We start from the raw sequence: 17,341 nt of genomic DNA on the forward strand, positions 1-17,341 counted from the left end.
TAAAAACGGGCTTTTGGGTGTGGTTTTTGGTGGGGTGGTCTCTAATGCCCTGCGCAAACCCGCCCTTTGTGGGGGCGCTGCCCCCACGCCCCCGAGGTATTTGGGCCAAGATGAAACGATTTGTTAAGGTTAACGTGCCATGGTTGAAATGCGGTACAGGGAGAGGTCCCGATGACCGCCCAAGGTGAAAGCACCGCGCTTGCCCCGCCTTCTCGGGGTCGAGCGCGGTGCCGGTTGCCGATCTTCCCTTTCAGCTTGGTGATAAATACCTCCGCCGGAGGCTCCCGCACCTGCCACCCGCGAAACGCTGGTGCGGTGCCATGAGGTCGCTAATGATCCAGGGCGCGGGCTCGAATGTGGGCAAATCGCTCTTGGTCGCGGGGTTGGCCCGGGCAGCGCGCAACCGCGGGCTGTCCGTTGCGCCGTTCAAGCCTCAAAACATGTCGAACAATGCCGCCGTAACCGTCGATGGCGGCGAGATCGGGCGCGCTCAGGCTTTGCAGGCCTGGGCGGCCGGGCTGGAGCCCGTGACAGATATGAACCCGGTGCTGTTGAAGCCTGAAACCGATATCGGCGCGCAGGTCGTGGTTCACGGCAAGCGGTTGACCACCATCAATGCGCGCGATTACGCAGCGCTGAAGCCGCAATTGATGGCCCCGGTGCTGGAGAGCTTTCATCGATTGAAATCCGCCCATGACCTGGTGATTGTCGAAGGCGCGGGATCACCTGCCGAGGTCAATCTGCGCCAGGGCGACATCGCCAATATGGGCTTTGCCCGTGCTGCCGATGTGCCGGTCATCCTGGTCGGCGATATCGACCGGGGTGGCGTGATTGCGCAAATGGTGGGCACGCAGGCGGTGCTGCCCCCCGAGGACGCGGCGATGATCGCCGGCTTTCTGATCAACAAATTTCGCGGCGATGCCAGCCTCTTTGACGATGGCTATGCCCTGATCGAGGCCCGCACCGGCTGGCGTGGGTTTGGTATATTGCCGTTCTTTGCGGATGCGATGAGGCTGCCGGCAGAAGATGCGCTGGATCTGCCTGGGAAAAGCAGCGGCAAGGGCCTCAATATCGCCTGTCTGGCGTTTTCCCGCATTGCCAATTTCGATGATCTCGATCCGCTGGCGCAGGAACCGGGCGTGGCGCTGTCGATGATCCGGGCCGGGCAACCCATTCCGGGCGATACCGATCTGGTGATCTTGCCGGGCAGCAAATCCACGCGCGGCGATCTTGCCTATTTGCGCGGCGAAGGGTGGGACATTGATCTGGCCGCCCATGTCAGGCGCGGCGGGCATGTGTTGGGTATTTGCGGCGGCTACCAGATGTTGGGCGACATGATCCATGATCCGGATGGGATCGAGGGGGTGCCGGGCAGCACCCCGGGGCTTGGCCTGCTGCGGGTTGAGACCGTGATGACGCGCGACAAGAGCCTGACCCGGGTTGCCGCCACCCATGTGGCGAGCGGCACACAGGTTCAGGGTTATGAGATCCATATCGGGCAGAGTGACGGGCCGGATCGCGCCCGCCCCTTTGCGCATGTCGATGGTGAGCCCGAAGGCGCATCATCCCCGTCTGGCGACGTGCAGGGCACCTATCTGCACGGGCTTTTTGTCGAAGACGGGTTTCGCCGCGCCTATCTTGTGGGGTTTGGGGCAGAGGCTGGCCAGACGCGCTATGGTGCGGTCGTGGACGCGACGCTGGACGCTCTGGCCGATCATCTGGATCAGTATCTGGATCTGGACGCGATCTTTGCCATCGCGCGCTGATCGGTTGGCCTGCAGGCTCGCTCCCAAAGAGGAATTGCCAATGACCCCCAACCCATATTGACCATGGCGCGAAACAACGCCTGGGCCAATGCCACGCTTCATGCGCGATTTCAGGGTTGAGCGCAGCGGGGTTTACCGCCCCGCGCCCGGGGTTCTTCGCATCACTCGCGGCCACGCTCAATCATATCCACGAGGGGGATCTTCCTTGTGGCGATGCGCTGGGGCCGGCGGCAGGCAGCGTCAGGTGATTGAGGTTTGCCAAGACGTGCTATAGGCCCGCGACGGCCACCGGAAAAACCGCTTCGACCTGACCCGGGCGGCAAAGATGATTCACATCAAACGCAATGCGCTTTAAGCTGATATGCGAAGCCACCGGAGCCTTGCCATGAAACTCTATACCTACTGGCGGTCATCCTGTTCCTATCGGGTGCGTATCGCGCTTGGCCTGAAGGGGCTGAACTGGGAAAGCCTGCCGGTTCATCTGGTCAAGGGAGAGCAGAACGCGCCGGAGTATCTGGCCCATAACCCGACCGGGCTTGTGCCGACGCTGGTGTTGCCAGATGGCACGGAACTGACCCAATCCATGGCCATACTGGACTGGCTCGAGGCGACCCACCCTGCGCCCGCATTGCTGCCTGCCGATCGGCTGGCGCGGGCGCGGGTTCTGGCGGCGTCCCATGTCATCGCCATGGACACGCAGCCGGTGACCAATGTCGGCGTGGTGGCGCATCTGAAGCGTGACTATGGGGTCAGCGCGGAGGGCGGCATCGCCTGGATGGTGCATTTCATGACCAAGAACCTGGCCGCGCTGCAAAAGATGATCGCGCCCGAGGGGGCGTTTTGTTTCGGCGACAGCCCGACCTGGGCTGATATCTGCCTGATCCCGCAGCTTTACAACGCGCATCGCTGGGGCGTTGATCTGGCCCCGCTGGCCCGCCTGTGCGAGATCGAGACCAATGCGCTGGCGCTGCCCGCCTTTGATGCCGCCCGCCCCGAAAACCAGCCCGATGCCGAATGAAGGACACCCCGAATGAGTGATCTGCGCAAATCCTGGGTCGAAAGTGCCAACCGCCCCGAGACCCCTTTTCCGTTGAACAATCTGCCCTATGGCGTGTTTTCAACCGGGGGCAGCGCGCCGCGCCCCGGCGTGGCGATCGGGGATTTCATCCTCGATGTGGCACAATTGGAGGCAAGCGGCATCCTGACGGCCGGGGATCCGCCGGTGTTCACGCGGCCCTCGTGGAATGGTTTCATGGCGCTGGGGCCCGCGGCCTGGAACAGCTTTCGGCAGGCTCTGGGCGTGCTTCTGGGGGAAAAATCGGGCGTCGGGCGTCGCGCCGAGCCTTATCTGGTGCCAATGGCGGATGCGCGGATGCATATGCCGTTTGAGGTGGCCGAATATACCGATTTCTACGCCGGAATGCATCATGCGATGAATGTCGGCACCATGTTCCGGGGGCGTGAGAACGCGCTGCCGCCAAACTGGCTGCATATGCCCATCGGCTATAATGGCCGGGCCTCCTCGGTCGTGGTGTCGGGCAGTGATGTGCGGCGGCCCTGGGGGCAGATCCTGCCAAAGGATGCCGATGCACCGGTCTTTGCGCCCTGCCGGCGGTTCGATTTCGAACTTGAGCTGGGGGCGATCATCGGCGTGGCCTCGGATGGCCCGATGAGCGTGGCCGAGGCGGATGCGATGATCTTTGGCTATGTGCTGCTGAACGACTGGTCGGCGCGTGACATTCAGGCCTGGGAATATCAGCCGCTGGGGCCGTTTCAGGCCAAGGCGACCGCGACCACGATCAGCCCCTGGATCGTGACCGCCACCGCCCTGGCCGGGTTTCGCTGCGAGGCCCCGGACCGCGAAAAACCGCTGCTGCCGCATTTGGCCGATGCCGGGCCGATGCTGTATGATATCGACCTTGCCGTATCGCTGGCCCCGCAGGGCAAACCGGCCAGTGTGATTGCGCGCACGAATTACAAGCAGATGTATTATTCCGCGGCGCAGCAATTGGCGCATCACACGACGTCGGGCTGTCCGATGCGGGTCGGCGATCTGCTTGGCTCCGGCACCATCTCGGGGCCTATGAGGCCCGAGCGCGGCTCGTTGCTGGAACTGAGTTGGGGCGGCAAGGAGCCTTTGACGCTGGAGACCGGCGAGACCCGCAGTTTCCTGGAGGATGGCGATACGTTGAGCCTGTCGGGCCATGCGCAGGGCGATGGGTATCGCATCGGGTTCGGGTCCTGCCTGGGCACTGTCCTGCCTGCGCTGAGCGATCCCTATGACCGGGGCTGAGACATGTTACCGTCATTTTGGTAATTCCGGCGGCGCGTAACATTTAACTTGCGTCGAATCGTCAGGTGCAATACCCCGACCGTGCGGTCAGCTTATTGGCCGGCGCGAAAGGGAGGTCCGGCCTTGGACGCATTCATCTGCGACGCGACACGCACCCCGATCGGGCGCTATGGCGGGGCCTTGGCCACGATCCGCACCGATGATCTGGCAGCACTGCCGATTGCAGCACTGATGGCGCGCAATCCCGGCGTCAACTGGGCCGGTATCGATGACGTGATCTATGGCGATGCCAATCAGGCCGGCGAGGATAATCGCAATGTGGCGCGGATGGCGGCGCTTCTGGCAGGCCTGCCGGTGGATGTGCCGGGCACCACGGTGAACCGGCTCTGCGCCAGCGGCATGGATGCCGTCGGCATGGCCGCGCGTGGTATCCGGGCGGGCGATTACGACATGGTCATCGCCGGTGGTGTCGAAAGCATGAGCCGCGCGCCTTTCGTGATGCCCAAGGCGCAGGCCGCCTTCAGCCGCGCCAATGCCGTCCATGACACCACCATTGGCTGGCGCTTCGTGAACCCGAAGATGCAGGCGAGTTATGGCACTGATTCGATGCCGCAGACCGCCGATAACGTGGCCGAAGATTACGGCATCAGCCGCGCCGATCAGGATGCGTTTGCGGCCCGCTCGCAGGCGCGTTGGCAGGCGGCGCAGGCGGCCGGAATCTTCGCCGAGGAAATCACCCCGGTGACGATCCCGAGCCGCAAGGGCGCGCCGGTCGTGGTCGATACTGACGAACATCCGCGCCCCGGCACCGATGCCGCGAAACTGGCAAAGCTGAAGGGCGTGAACGGGCCCGATCGCAGCGTCACGGCGGGCAATGCCAGCGGCGTCAATGATGGCGCGGCGGCGATATTGCTGGCCTCCGGTGCGGCGGCAAAAGCCAACGGGCTGACCCCCATGGCCCGCGTTATCGGCATGGCGGCGGCCGGCGTTGCGCCGCGCATCATGGGCATTGGCCCGGTTCCGGCCACGCGAAAGCTGTTGGCGCGCACCGGGCTGAGCATCGCCGATATGGATGTGATAGAATTGAACGAGGCTTTCGCGGCACAGGGGCTTGCCTGTCTGCGCGACCTGGGCCTGCCCGATGATGCGCCCCATGTGAACCCCAATGGCGGGGCCATCGCGCTTGGCCATCCGCTTGGCATGTCGGGCGCGCGTTTGGTGATGGCTGCGGCCTATCAATTGCAGCGCTCCGGCGGGCGCTATGCGCTCTGCACCATGTGCGTCGGCGTCGGACAGGGCGCGGCCCTGATCCTCGAACGCGTCTAAGGGAGGTTAGACATATGTATGCTCAACTGATCAAAACGGCCCGTTCCGGGCTCAAATCCCGCGATGAGATGTCGGACCAGGAACGCGAATTCCAGGACAAGATCGACGCCGATATCAAGATCGAGCCGCGCGACTGGATGCCCGATGATTACCGCGCCACCCTGATCCGCCAGATCGGCCAGCACGCCCATTCCGAAGTGGTGGGGCAATTGCCCGAAGGCAACTGGATCACCCGCGCGCCGACGCTGGAACGCAAGGCCATCCTGCTGGCCAAGGTGCAGGATGAGGCGGGCCATGGGCTGTATCTCTATTCCGCCGCCGAAACGCTTGGCGAAAGCCGCGATGAGCTGGTGCGGCTGCTGCATGAAGGCCGGATGAAATATTCCTCCATCTTCAACTATCCGACGCTGAACTGGGCCGATATCGGCGCGGTCGGCTGGCTGGTCGATGGCGCGGCGATCGTCAATCAGGTGGCGTTGCAACGCACATCCTACGGGCCCTACGCCCGGGCCATGGTGCGGATCTGCAAGGAAGAGAGCTTTCACGCCCGCCAAGGCTATCACGCGATCATGAAAATGGCCTTCGGCACGCCAGCGCAAAAGAGCATGGCGCAGAATGCGCTGGACCGTATGTGGTTCCCGGCGATGATGATGTTCGGGCCGCATGACAGCGACAGCACCCATTCGGAACAGTCGATGGCGTGGAAGATCAAGGTCAAATCCAACGATGAGCTGCGCCAGCAATTTGTCGATCAGACCATTCCGCAGATCGAATATCTGGGTCTCGACCTGCCCGACCCGGCCATCAAATGGAACGAGGAGCGCGGCCATTACGATTTCAGCGATCCCGATTGGGACGAGTTCATGGATGTGATCCGCGGCAACGGCCCCTGCAATGTGGACCGTTTGAAGGACCGGGTGAAAGCCTGGGAAGATGGCGCATGGGTGCGCGACGGGCTGATGGCCCATGCAAGAAAACGCGCGCAAGCGGCGGAATAAGGAGACAGCGCATGAAAAACGAATGGCCCCTTTGGGAAGTGTTCATCCGAGGCCAGCACGGGCTGAGCCACCGCCATGTCGGCAGCCTGCACGCGCCGGATGCCGATATGGCGATCAGGAATGCGCGCGATGTCTATACAAGGCGCAATGAAGGTGTGTCGATCTGGGTGGTCGAGGCGGTCCATATCTCGGCCACGGCACCGGGCGACAAAGGCCCGCTTTTCGACCCGTCCGAAAGCAAGATCTACCGCCACCCGACCTTTTTCGACATCCCCGAAGATGTGGGGCATATGTGATGACCGGTGACGAAGCATTGTTTCAGTTCCTGCTCCGGATGGGGGATAACACGCTTGTTCTGGGTCACCGTGTCAGCGAATGGTGCGGCAAGGCCCCGGTGCTGGAGGAAGATATCGCGCTGGCCAATACGGCGCTGGATCTGATCGGGCAGACGCAGTTCTGGCTGGGCCTGGCCGGTGAGGTCGAGGGCCAGGGGCGCAGCGCCGATGATCTGGCCTTTCTGCGCGATGTCTGGGATTTCCGCAATCTGCTGCTGGTCGAACTGCCCAATGGCGATTTCGGCCAGACCCTGATGCGCCAGTTTCTGTTCGATGCCTGGCAATCGGTGGCTCTGGGCCGGCTGATGGCGTCAACTGACGCCCGTGTGGCCGAGATTGCCGAGAAAGCATCAAAGGAAGTGGCCTATCACGTGGAACGCTCGGCAGGCACCGTTGTGGGCCTGGGCGACGGCACCGAGCAAAGCCATGCCCGCATGCAGGCGGCGCTGGAGTATCTTTGGCCCTATGTGGGCGAGATGTTTCTTGGCGATGATGTCGATGCGGCCATGGCTGAGGCCGGAATTGCCCCCGACCCCGCCAGCCTGCGCCCCGATTTCGATGCGCTGGTAACCCGGGTTCTGGCGGATGCGACGCTGATCATCCCAGAGGGTAAATTCAGCCATAAGGGCGGGCGCTCCGGATATATGCATACCGAGCATCTGGGCCATATCCTGACCACGATGCAATGGCTGCAACGGGCCTATCCGGGGGCCAGCTGGTAAGCCCATGACACAGCCCGCGACCGATCAGATATGGCACTGGCTGGATCAGGTGCCCGACCCCGAGATCCCGGTGATCAGCCTGGTCGATCTGGGCATCATCCGGGGCGTGGACTGGCAGGGCGACGCGGTGCAGATCACCGTCACGCCGACCTATTCGGGATGTCCGGCCACATCCGTGATCAACCTCGATATCATTTCGGCGCTGAATGGCCACGGGATCGCCAATGTGGTGCTGAAACGCCAGATTTCACCGGCCTGGACCACCGATTGGCTGTCCGACAAGGGCCGCGCAAAGCTGGAGGAATACGGCATCGCCCCGCCGCAGCCCGCAGGTGGCCCGGCGCGTTGCCCGCGTTGCAAGGGCGCGGATCTGGAACGGCTCAGCCAGTTCGGATCGACCCCGTGCAAAGCCGCCTGGCGTTGCCGCGACTGTCTGGAACCGTTCGATTATTTCAAGTGCATCTGAGGGAGGAACCCTGATGGCGCGATTTCACGATCTGACCGTCACCGATGTGACCAAGACCATCCGCGATGCCGTGGTGGTTACCCTGCAACCCGATGACGCGGAGGCGTTTGCGTTCACGCAGGGCCAATACCTGACCTTTCGCCGCGATTTCGATGGCGAGGAGCTGCGCCGCTCCTATTCGATCTGCGCCGGGCGCCAGGACGGGCGCATTCAGGTCGGTATCAAGCGCGTCGATGGCGGCGCGTTCTCGACCTGGGCCAATGAAGAATTGCAGGTCGGCGACAGGCTGCAGGCCATGGCCCCGATGGGCAGCTTCTTTACCCCGCTCGATCCGGGCACCGAAAGGCAATATCTGGGTTTTGCCGGCGGCTCGGGCATCACGCCGCTGCTGTCGATCATCAAGACCACGCTGGCGGTTGAACCGGCCGCGCGCTTCACGCTGGTCTATGCCAATAAGGGCGTCAGCACGATCATGTTCCGCGAGGAACTGGAAGATCTGAAAAACCTGCATATGGGCCGGTTCAACGTCATTCATATCCTGGAAACCGACGCCCAGGAGATCGACCTGTTCACCGGGCTGGTGACGGCGGAGAAATGCGCCGAGCTGTTCAAGGGCTGGATCGATATCGAAAACGTTGACACCGCCTTTATCTGCGGGCCCGAGCCGATGATGCTGGGCATTGCCCGCGCGCTGCGCGATCACGGGCTGGATGATGGCCAGATCAAGTTCGAGCTGTTCGCCTCGGGCCAACCGGGGCGGGCGCGGGCGCGGGTGGTCTCGAGGGATGCGGCCAGCGCCGCAAATCAGGCCGAGATTTCCTATACGCTGGATGGGGCCACCCAGACCGTGACATCGAACAAGGACCAAAGCCTGCTCGATATCGCGCTTGCCAACCGGATGGATGCGCCTTTTGCCTGCAAGGCCGGGGTCTGTTCGACCTGCCGCTGCCGGGTGCTGGAGGGCGAGGTGGAGATGGTCGCCAATCACGCATTGGAGGATTACGAGGTCGAAAAGGGCTATGTCCTGGCGTGCCAGTCCTACCCGGTGACCGACCGCATCGTCGTCGATTACGATCAATAGGGGATCACAGCCATGGATATGCGTATCGAGGAGTATCTGGCCCAGGGCGGGGTGCTGAGCAACCCCACCAATGTGCCCGCTCGCTACCGGGCCGAGCTGATGAAACTGATGAGCAGCTTTGTCGATAGCGAATTGGCCGGCGCGGCGGGCTTTGCCGATATCATCAATCAGGGGCCGGGCATCCGCGAACGGATTGCGGCGGCCCGGATCGTGCTGGAAAAGACCGACCATGCCGGTCGCGTGCTGCGGGTGATGGAGGATTTCGGCGTCGATTCCGATCGCTATGCCAATCATCACCCCTGGACCGCGCGCCTGCCCCGCGACGCCGATATCGGGGCCAGTCGCGGCGATCACGACATGCGCCTTGCGGTCTTCAACTACCCGCTGGACGGCTGGGCCGATGCCGTGGTGATGAACCTGCTGATGGGGCGTGCCGTTGCCGTGCAGATGGCCGATTTCGAAAAGCTCTCCTATCAGCCGCTGGCCGAGGCCTTTCGCGCCATCGCCCCCGTCGAGGCACGCCATGCCGAGCTGGCCGAGGAGGGGCTGACGCGGTTGATGAACGAGGGGCAGGGCGATGCGATCCTGGCCTCGGTCGCCTATTGGTGGCCGCGGGTCTCGGCCAGCTTTGGCCCGGATAACGCGCCCCGGTTCGATACGCTGAACGCGATGGGCCTGCGCCATCTGACTGCTGCCCGGATGCGCCGCCAATGGGAGGCCGATGCCACCGCCGCCCTGGGCCGGGTGGGGATACAGCCGGGCTGATCCCCGGTCGGGTCTGGTCAAGCGGCGGGCCATGTGGTTGCGTGGCGCGAATGACAATCGCGCAGGGAGGCAGCGATATGGCCTGGCCCGATGATGTGACCCTGACCGGAACCCATGTGACGCTGGAACCGCTGTCACCGGCCATTGCGATGATCTGAGGCAGGCCGCGGCTGATGGTGCGTTGCACCGCCTGTGGTATACGACCATCCCCGCGCCCGATCAGGTTGCGGCCGAAATTGCCCGGCGGCGCGGGTTGCGCGACCAGGGCACCATGCTGCCCTTTGCAATGCTGGACGCGGCCGGCATTGCTGTCGGCATGACCACTTACATGAATATCGACCCGCATCTGCCGCGGGTTGAAATCGGATCGACCTGGATCGCGAAATCGGCGCAGCGCGGGCCGCTGAACACAGAAGCCAAACTGCTGATGCTGCGCCATGCCTTCGAGGGTCTCGATTGCGTCGCGGTCGAATTTCGCACCCATGTCATCAACCATCAAAGCCGGCATGCGATCGAGCGTTTGGGGGCCCGGCCCGACGGCATCCTGCGCAATCACATGCGCCTGGCCAATGGCACCCTGCGCGACACGGCGGTCTATTCGATCCTGAACAGCGAATGGCCGATGGTGGCGGCGCATCTGGCCTGGCAATTGCAGCGCCCGCGCGATTAAAGCGTGTCGCGTTCCACTGGATTCATGTATTCAACGCGACACGCTCCAGAGGCGCGCGGTTTGTGAAATCCGAAACGGTGCTGACCCGATGATCAAGCCCCGTTTCATCGGGGAAATCGGCCCTTTTCAGGCCGAATTGCGGCCCCCGAACCGCGATGGCCCAACACCTCGACCAAGCCCGCGCCGACAATCATCACGCTGCCTGCGGCCTCGCGCCAGCCAAAGGCCTCACCGGCAAAAAGCGCCGCCGAGATCACCCCGGCGACGATCTCGGTCATCAGGATCAGCCCGACGCGGGCGGGCGGCAGAACGGTGGCCGGCCAGACCGTGAGGAACAGGGTGGGAACCACGAAAAACGAGATGATCACCAGCGGCCAGATGGATGCGCCGAACACCTGCACCCCGCCAAGCGGATTGAGCGCCGCCCCGCCGATCACGACAGTGGCCAGAGCAATGACAAGCCCGCCGATGACAAAGGCAATCACCTGCTCGACCACTGAAATATGACGGGCCTGATACAGCCGCAGCGACCCGACAGCCCAGACCATGCCCGAAGCCAGCGCCAGAATATCGCCAAGCGAACGCGGCACCGGCCAGCCCGCACCGAGGCCAAGCATGATCAGCATTCCGGCAATCCCCAGTGCCAGCGCGGCCAGGCGGGCGGGGGTCAGACGTTCGCCCAGATAGACAAGCCCCAACAGCGTGCTCCAGACCGGCGTGAGATAGAACAGCAGGATGGCGCGCACCACATCGGTCAGAATGATGGCGGTGGAAAACAGCGAAAACGCCGCCCCCGTCAGCAGCCCGCAACTGACCAGCGCCCACCAATTGCTGCGCAATCCGGCCCGTTTGTGCCAGATCAGCGGGGTCAGCAGCATGGCGGCCCCGAAAAACACGAAGGCACCGGGCCAGGCCCCGCCCATGCCAAGGTCGGAAAGGGCGCGCAGCGGCACCCAGTAGAGCCCCCAGAAAAGCCCGCCAACAGCAAGCCCCAACGCGGCTGCCGCCGGTTGGCGGGCGATGTGGTTCAGGCGATTCATGAAGGCACCGGGATAGGGGTTCGCGGTCGCGGTTCGGGGCCGCGCTCAGGGGCGACATTGGCCGTTTGCGGCCCACCCCGCAAGCCCCATTGCGCCGCTACAGCCCGGTCACACCGCGCAGGGTCAGGTTGGTCACCAGGGTGGCATAATCATCGCGCGCCTGGGCTCCGGCACCGCTGTTCCACATGTAATACCAGTTCAGCATGCCAAAGACCGACATCGTGGTGGCGCGCAGTTTGGCCTTGTCATTGGCAAATGCAGCCGGAGCGGCAGCTTTGATCGTGTCGCTGAGAAAGCGCACCATATCGCGCTGATAGGCCCGCATTTGCGCCTGTTCCGCCTCGGGCAGGGCACCCAGCGCATTGAGCTGCACCTGATGTTCATGATCGGCCCCCTGATAGGCGTGCAGGATCCGCTGAATCACCCTGTGCAGCCGCGCCTCCGCGTCCAGCCCCGCCACATCTGTGGCCAGAATCCGGTCGCGAAGGTCGCGCAGATAGCTGTCGAGAATATCAAACAGCAGCGCGTCCTTGCTGTCATAATAGTGGTAGATATTGGCCTTGGAGATGCCACAGGCCCGCGCCAGTTGCGCCATCGACGCGCGGTCGAACCCTTCGGTTGCGAATATCCGCGCGGCGGCCTTCAGGATCAGGTCGCGCTTCTGGTCATGATCCTTGGCGATGGTGCGGGCCATGGCTCTATCCCTTGCCCCGGTTGTCGACGACCCGGCGCGCCTTGCCCTGGCTGCGCTCCACCGCACCGGGATTGCCCACGATCACCTCGGTCGAGATGCCCACGATATCCTTGATATGCTTGGTCAGCATTCGCGCAGCAGCGGTTTTGCTCAGCTCATCTGCGGTGTCGGGGGCAGCCTCGACATAGACCCGCATCGCATCCATCCGGCCGGCCTTATACAGCTCGATCTGGAAATGGCTGGCCAGCCCGCCGGTGGCCAGCACCTGTTCCTCGATCTGGGTCGGAAACACATTGACGCCGCGCAGGATGATCATGTCATCAGAGCGCCCGGTGATCTTTTCCATCCGCCGCATGCTGCGCGCCGTGCCGGGCAAAAGCCGGGTCAGGTCGCGGGTGCGGTAACGGATCATCGGCAGCGCTTCCTTGGTCAGAGTGGTAAAGACCAGCTCTCCCATCTCGCCGTCAGGCAGAACCTCGCCGGTTTCCGGGTTGATGATCTCGGGCAGGAAATGATCCTCCCAGATCACCGGGCCGTCCTTGGTTTCCACGCATTCATTGGCCACACCCGGCCCCATGATCTCGGACAGGCCGTAAATATCGACGGCATGCATGTCAAAGGCCTGCTCGACCTCGGCCCGCATCGCATCGGTCCAGGGTTCGGCCCCGAAAATGCCGATCTCAAGCGAGCTTGCGCGCGGGTCAAGCCCGGCCTTGTGAAACCCTTCCAGGATATTGAGCATGTAGGAGGGCGTGACCATGATGGTTGTGGGCTTGAAATCATTGATCAGCGTGACCTGGCGCTCAGTCATGCCGCCCGAGACAGGAACCACCGTCGCGCCAAGCCGCTCAGCCCCGTAATGCGCGCCAAGCCCGCCGGTGAATAGGCCATAGCCATAGGCCACATGCACCACATCGCCGGGCCGGGTGCCGCTGGCGCGCAAAGACCGCGCCACCAGATCGGCCCAATTGCTGATGTCTTTGGCGGTATAGCCCACCACGGTCGGCTTGCCGGTGGTGCCCGATGAGGCATGGATGCGCGAAATCTGTTCGCGCGGCACGGCAAAGAGGCCAAAGGGATAATTGTCGCGCAGATCATTCTTGTAGGTGAAGGGGAATTTCGTCAGATCCGACAGCGATTTCAGGTCCGAGGGGTGCACGCCCGCGGCATCGAACCGGGCCCGATACATCGCCACATTCTGATAGGCATGTGCCAGCGACCATTGCAGCCGGTCCAGTTGCAGCGCGCGAATTTCATCGATCGAGGCGATCTCGATCGGGTCGAGGCTGGATCTGGGCGGTGTCAGGTCTTTCATGGTTGTTCCTCCTCGACGAAATGCTGGCCCTTGATGGTCCGCGAATGGCCGCGAAACTCTGCGATGACCGTGCCGGTCTGGGCAGTGACCGTGACATCATAGATGCCGCTGCGCCCGGTCAGGCTGATCTCGCGGGCGCGTGCGGTCAGAATGTCTCCGATACGGGCCGGGGCCAGATAGGTGATGGTGTTGATCTGCGCCACGGTGGATTGATTGCGGCTGTTGCAGGCAAAGGCAAAGGCGCTGTCGGCCAGCGCAAAGGTGATGCCGCCATGGCAGATACCGTGGCCATTGGCGTGATGGGGGGCCACGGTCAGGGTCAGCTCGGCCGCGCCTTCATCCACATCCAGGATTTTCATCCCCAGCCATTTGGAGGCTTCATCGCCGGCCCACATGGCGGCGGCGGATTTCTCGGCGCGCTGTTTCGGGGTCATGCGGGTTTTCCTGTGAACATTATTCATCTGCCTTGGAAATTCGGCGGGCGTTTTTGCAGGAAAGCGCTGACGCCTTCGGCATAATCGGCGCTTTCGCCACAGGTTTTCATCGCCTCGGCTTCCAGGTCCAGATGATCCGAGAGGGTATTGGTTGCTGCCGCGTGGATGCAGGATTTGGTCAGCGCGAAGCCCAATGTCGGGCCATTGGCGAAGGCGGCGGCCATCTCACGCGCCTCTGGCATCAATTCATCATCGGGAAGGGCCTTCCAGATCAGCCCCCAGTCCTCGGCCTTTTGGGCGGGCAGCGGCGCGGCGGTGAAGGCCAGCCCCTTGGCGCGCGCCTCGCCAATCAGATGCGGCAGGTGCCAGCTGCCGCCGGTATCGGGGATCAGGCCGACCTTGGCAAAGGACTGGATGAATTTCGCCGATTTTGCCGCCAGCACGATGTCACAGGCCAGCGCCAGATTGGCCCCGGCCCCGGCGGCAACCCCGTTGACGGCACAGATGACAGGGCAGGGCAGGGCGCGGATGCGCCGCACCAGAGGGGCATAAAATTCGCGCACGGTGCGGCCCAGATCGGGCGGGCCGTCCATTTTGGCGGGGTCGCGGTCGCCCAGATCCTGACCGGCGCAAAACCCGCGCCCGGCACCGCTCAGCAGCACGGCGCGCATGTTCCGGTCCTGCGCGTCTTGCAATGCGGCGGCCAAAGCGGCATGCATTTCATCGTTGAAAGCATTCAGCCTGTCCGGGCGGTTGAGCGTGATCTCTGCCCAGTCCCCCTTGTTTTCATAGCGTATCGTGTCGCTCATCTGTGGAATCTTCCCTCTGCGCCTGACAAATATCTTGCATAAACCGAACGGTTGGTCAATAAATTCCCGCGATGGAATTCGGGGGGGCTCTTGATGGCCGGTGATGCAGTGGTGCAAGTGACGTGGCAGGGCGATATTGCCTGGGTCACGCTCAACAACCCGCCGGTCAATGCCACCTCGACGGCGCTGCGCGCGGGGCTGTCGGAGGCTGTTGATGCCGTGCAGGGCGCGCGGCTGGCGGTGCTGCAAGGGGCCGGGCGCTGCTTTGTCGCGGGCGGCGACATGTCCGAATTCGACCGCCCGCCGGAAGTGCCGCATTTGCCGGATGTGGTGCAGAGGATCGAGGATAGTGCTACGCCGTTCCTGGCGCTGATGCATGGCTCGGTTTTGGGGGGCGGCTGGGAAATTGCGATGGCCTGCGCTTGGCGGATGGCCGCGCCGGGCACGCAGTTTGGCCTGCCCGAGGTCAATGTCGGCCTGATCCCCGGTGCCGGTGGCACGCAGCGTTGCCCGCGCCTGATCGGCATGGATGCGGCGATTGACATGGCCTGCCGGGGCCGGATTTTCAGCGCGCAGGAGATGCTGGATCTGGGCGGAATTGACACGATCATTGCCGATCCGCAGCGGGCGGTGGCGGAGTTTGCCAGGGCCTTGCCCGAGCGCCCGCAGCCGGTATCGGCGCGGCGGGCCACCGCTTTGACGGAAGAGGCGCTAAAGGACGTTCGAAACGGGCTTGTGAAACGGGCCAGGGGGCAGGCCTCGCCCCTTGAAAATCTTGAAGCGTTGCAATGGGTTGCGCAGCCATTCGCAGAAGGTCAGCGGCGCGAGCGCGCCCGCCATCTCGAGCTGCGCCAAAGCCCCGAGAGCCGCGCCCTGCGGCATGTATTTTTCGCCGAACGCCAGGCCGGAAAACCGCGCGCCATCACGGGCATTGCGGCGCGTGACATCACCGAGGTTGCGATTGTCGGTGGCGGATTGATGGGGGCCGGAATTGCCATGGCGGCTCTGTCGGCGGGGATGAAAACCACCATTATCGAACGTGACAGCGCCGCCGCCGCCGCGGCCACGGCGCGGGTTCATGGCCTGCTGGAGGCGGCGTTGAAACGCGGCAGGATCAGCGCCGAGGGGCTGGATGCGACCAAGGCCCTGTTTGGTGCCGCGCAGGAGTATTCCGCCGCCGCCGCCGCCGATCTGGCAATCGAGGCGGTGTTCGAGGATCTCGATGTAAAACGCGAGGTTTTTCAACGCCTTGACGCGGTAATGCGGGCGGATGCCATTCTGGCCACCAACACATCCTATCTTGATCCGGTGCAGATTTTCGAGGGTATCTCGAACCCTGCGCGCACCCTTGGGCTGCATTTCTTTTCGCCCGCCCATGTGATGAAATTGCTGGAGGTGATCCGCACCCCCGAGACCAGCGCCGAGGTGCTGGCCACGGGTTTCGGATTTGGCCGTAGTCTGAAAAAAATGACGGTCCTGTCACAAATTTGTGACGGGTTTGTCGGAAATCGGATGCTGGCCGCCTATCGGCGCGAGGCGGAATATCTGCTGGCCGATGGCGCGATGCCCGATCAGGTCGATGCCGCGATGCGCGGTTTCGGAATGCCGATGGGACCGTTTGAATTGCAGGATCTGACCGGATTGCAGATCGGCTGGGCCAATCGCAAGCGGCAGGCGGCAACGCGGCCCCCGGAGGAACGCTATGAGACCATCGCCGATACGCTTTGCGAAATGGGGCGGCTGGGGCAGCGCGCGGGTGCCGGTTGGTATCGCTATGATGATGGTGACCGGACCCCGCAACGCGACCCCGAGATCGCGGCGCTGATCACCGAGTATTCCGCCACGCAGGGCATTGCGCGGCGCGAATTCAGCGCCGATCAGATCGTAAATCGGCTGCTGGCCGTGCTGGTCAATGAAGGCGCGCGGATCGTCGAGGAGGGCATCGCGGAACGCTTTGGCGATGTCGATACGGTGCAGATCCATGGCTATGGCTTTCCGCGCTGGCGTGGCGGGCCGATGTTTTACGGCGCTGAGCGCGGCTGGGACAGGCTGGCTGCCGATATGGCCGAGGTGGCGGCGGCAAGCCCGGGATCCTGGGTGATTGCCGATCAATTGAAAGGACCACGGGGATGAGTCTGCAAGAGATTTCGAGCTATGCGGTCGGGCGGTGGGTGGCACCGGGCGCGGGCGCACGACTGATCGAGAACGCGGTTACCGGCGCGCCGATGGCACGCGCCGGCAATGATGCGCTGGATGTGATGGCGATGCTGGCCCATGCCCGCGATAGCGGCGGCCCGGCGCTGCGCCGGATGACGTTCCATGACCGGGCGCGGATGCTCAAGGCGCTGGCCGCCGAACTGGGCCGCCACAAACCGGCGCTGTATGACCTGAGCTTTGCCACCGGCGCGACGCAGGCCGATCACGTGATCGACATTGATGGCGGCATCGGGACGATGTTTGTCTTTGCCTCCAAGGGGCGGCGCGAAATGCCGGACGGGCAGGTGTATCTCGATGGCGAGGTTGAGCAGCTCAGCCGCAATGGCAGCTTTCTGGGGCAGCATATCTGCACGCCGTTGCAAGGCGTTGCGATCCATATCAACGCCTTCAATTTTCCGGTCTGGGGGATG

At 63.4% G+C, this 17,341-nt stretch carries 18 protein-coding genes; 13 read left to right on the forward strand and 5 right to left on the reverse strand.

The window, feature by feature from the left end; genetic code table 11:
• Positions 1 to 320 precede the first annotated feature (320 nt).
• From ACW8PS_RS04955 to ACW8PS_RS05005, 11 genes are all read left to right on the forward strand, one after another.
• Positions 321 to 1,766, forward strand: coding sequence for a cobyric acid synthase (locus ACW8PS_RS04955; RefSeq protein WP_491526190.1), 1,446 nt, complete (start codon positions 321 to 323; stop codon positions 1,764 to 1,766).
• A gap of 385 nt (positions 1,767 to 2,151) precedes the next feature.
• The gene (gene maiA / locus ACW8PS_RS04960) at positions 2,152 to 2,784 is read left to right on the forward strand and encodes a maleylacetoacetate isomerase (RefSeq protein WP_491526191.1); all 633 of its coding nucleotides are present in this window, start codon (positions 2,152 to 2,154) and stop codon (positions 2,782 to 2,784) included.
• Positions 2,785 to 2,796: 12 nt separating this feature from the next.
• Entirely contained in the window at positions 2,797 to 4,059 is a 1,263-nt protein-coding gene (fahA, locus tag ACW8PS_RS04965; protein ID WP_491526192.1) for a fumarylacetoacetase, read from the forward strand.
• A 123-nt stretch (positions 4,060 to 4,182) separates the two neighbouring features.
• A complete protein-coding gene (gene pcaF, locus ACW8PS_RS04970) occupies positions 4,183 to 5,385 on the forward strand; it encodes a 3-oxoadipyl-CoA thiolase (RefSeq protein WP_491526193.1) in 1,203 nt (400 codons plus the stop codon).
• Positions 5,386 to 5,399: 14 nt separating this feature from the next.
• Positions 5,400 to 6,383 (forward strand): 1,2-phenylacetyl-CoA epoxidase subunit PaaA, encoded by a 984-nt coding sequence (gene paaA / locus ACW8PS_RS04975; RefSeq protein ID WP_491526194.1) that lies wholly within the window; start codon positions 5,400 to 5,402, stop codon positions 6,381 to 6,383.
• An 11-nt stretch (positions 6,384 to 6,394) separates the two neighbouring features.
• Positions 6,395 to 6,679 (forward strand): 1,2-phenylacetyl-CoA epoxidase subunit PaaB, encoded by a 285-nt coding sequence (gene paaB, locus ACW8PS_RS04980; protein ID WP_491526195.1) that lies wholly within the window; start codon positions 6,395 to 6,397, stop codon positions 6,677 to 6,679.
• Positions 6,679 to 7,440, forward strand: coding sequence for a 1,2-phenylacetyl-CoA epoxidase subunit PaaC (paaC, locus tag ACW8PS_RS04985; protein ID WP_491526196.1), 762 nt, complete (start codon positions 6,679 to 6,681; stop codon positions 7,438 to 7,440). Before paaB ends, paaC begins: the two co-directional genes overlap by 1 nt.
• A 4-nt stretch (positions 7,441 to 7,444) precedes the next feature.
• Positions 7,445 to 7,906: a 1,2-phenylacetyl-CoA epoxidase subunit PaaD gene (gene paaD / locus ACW8PS_RS04990; RefSeq protein WP_491526197.1), complete on the forward strand. Its 462-nt coding sequence runs from the start codon at positions 7,445 to 7,447 to the stop codon at positions 7,904 to 7,906.
• Positions 7,907 to 7,919: 13 nt separating this feature from the next.
• A complete protein-coding gene (locus ACW8PS_RS04995; RefSeq protein ID WP_491526198.1) occupies positions 7,920 to 8,987 on the forward strand; it encodes a 2Fe-2S iron-sulfur cluster-binding protein in 1,068 nt (355 codons plus the stop codon).
• A 12-nt stretch (positions 8,988 to 8,999) separates the two neighbouring features.
• The gene (locus ACW8PS_RS05000; protein ID WP_491526199.1) at positions 9,000 to 9,752 is read left to right on the forward strand and encodes a Phenylacetic acid catabolic protein; all 753 of its coding nucleotides are present in this window, start codon (positions 9,000 to 9,002) and stop codon (positions 9,750 to 9,752) included.
• 181 nt (positions 9,753 to 9,933) lie between these two features.
• On the forward strand, positions 9,934 to 10,422 hold the full coding sequence (locus ACW8PS_RS05005) for a GNAT family N-acetyltransferase (RefSeq protein WP_491526200.1): 489 nt from the start codon (positions 9,934 to 9,936) through the stop codon (positions 10,420 to 10,422).
• Positions 10,423 to 10,526: 104 nt separating this feature from the next.
• On the opposite strand, the gene ACW8PS_RS05010 is transcribed toward ACW8PS_RS05005, so the two are convergent.
• From ACW8PS_RS05010 to paaG, 5 genes are all read right to left on the reverse strand, one after another.
• Entirely contained in the window at positions 10,527 to 11,462 is a 936-nt protein-coding gene (locus ACW8PS_RS05010; protein WP_491526201.1) for a DMT family transporter, read from the reverse strand.
• 97 nt (positions 11,463 to 11,559) lie between these two features.
• Complete coding sequence (locus ACW8PS_RS05015) at positions 11,560 to 12,156, reverse strand: TetR/AcrR family transcriptional regulator (RefSeq protein ID WP_491526202.1); 597 nt, start codon at positions 12,154 to 12,156, stop codon at positions 11,560 to 11,562.
• A 4-nt stretch (positions 12,157 to 12,160) separates the two neighbouring features.
• Positions 12,161 to 13,471, reverse strand: a complete 1,311-nt coding sequence (paaK, locus tag ACW8PS_RS05020) for a phenylacetate--CoA ligase PaaK (RefSeq protein ID WP_491526203.1) — start codon at positions 13,469 to 13,471, stop codon at positions 12,161 to 12,163.
• Positions 13,468 to 13,905: a hydroxyphenylacetyl-CoA thioesterase PaaI gene (paaI, locus tag ACW8PS_RS05025; protein ID WP_491526204.1), complete on the reverse strand. Its 438-nt coding sequence runs from the start codon at positions 13,903 to 13,905 to the stop codon at positions 13,468 to 13,470. The genes paaK and paaI overlap by 4 nt, the downstream gene beginning before the upstream one ends.
• 23 nt (positions 13,906 to 13,928) lie before the next feature.
• The gene (gene paaG / locus ACW8PS_RS05030; protein ID WP_491526205.1) at positions 13,929 to 14,714 is read right to left on the reverse strand and encodes a 2-(1,2-epoxy-1,2-dihydrophenyl)acetyl-CoA isomerase PaaG; all 786 of its coding nucleotides are present in this window, start codon (positions 14,712 to 14,714) and stop codon (positions 13,929 to 13,931) included.
• Positions 14,715 to 14,807: 93 nt separating this feature from the next.
• Between paaG and ACW8PS_RS05035 the strand changes: the two genes are divergently transcribed.
• The gene (locus ACW8PS_RS05035; protein ID WP_491526207.1) at positions 14,808 to 16,847 is read left to right on the forward strand and encodes an FAD-dependent oxidoreductase; all 2,040 of its coding nucleotides are present in this window, start codon (positions 14,808 to 14,810) and stop codon (positions 16,845 to 16,847) included.
• A partial coding sequence (locus tag ACW8PS_RS05040) for an aldehyde dehydrogenase family protein (protein ID WP_491526208.1) occupies positions 16,844 to 17,341 on the forward strand: 498 nt, incomplete at its 3' end. The genes ACW8PS_RS05035 and ACW8PS_RS05040, both read left to right, overlap by 4 nt.

Source organism: Alterinioella sp., assembly GCF_058343375.1.